The organism is Pseudoalteromonas sp. NBT06-2 (assembly GCF_002276045.1).
GTDB lineage: Bacteria > Pseudomonadota > Gammaproteobacteria > Enterobacterales > Alteromonadaceae > Pseudoalteromonas.
The window spans coordinates 1-318 of record NZ_NQMR01000282.1 but is presented as its reverse complement, the minus strand read 5'-3'; the positions used below and the strand labels follow the sequence as shown (position 1 = coordinate 318).

The following is a 318-nucleotide window of genomic DNA, read 5'->3' as shown; positions in this document are numbered from 1 at the left end:
GAGAAACTAAGACGGCACAAACACTTAGAAAGCTACGCGATTTTACCGAACGTATTGATGTGCACCATTGATGGCACACAATACCACAGCTCTAAAACAGTGCATTGTGCTTGTTGTTTAACCAAAACACATAAAGCAGGCGAAATCACCTACAGTCATAGTGTATCACAAGGTGCCATCATGCACCCTGATAAAAAATAAGTCATTCTTATAATGCCCGAAGCCATTAAAAAACACTGATGGCACCAAAAAACAAGATTGTGAGTTCAATGCTGCTAAACGTTTTATTACGCGCTTGAATATAGCGCACCCAAAGCA

1 pseudogene is annotated in these 318 nt (G+C 40.3%); it reads left to right on the top strand.

Annotated elements, in window-relative coordinates:
- Positions 1–201, top strand: a pseudogene (locus CJF42_RS27885) (hypothetical protein); the annotation flags it as partial.
- Positions 202–318 lie beyond the last annotated feature (117 nt).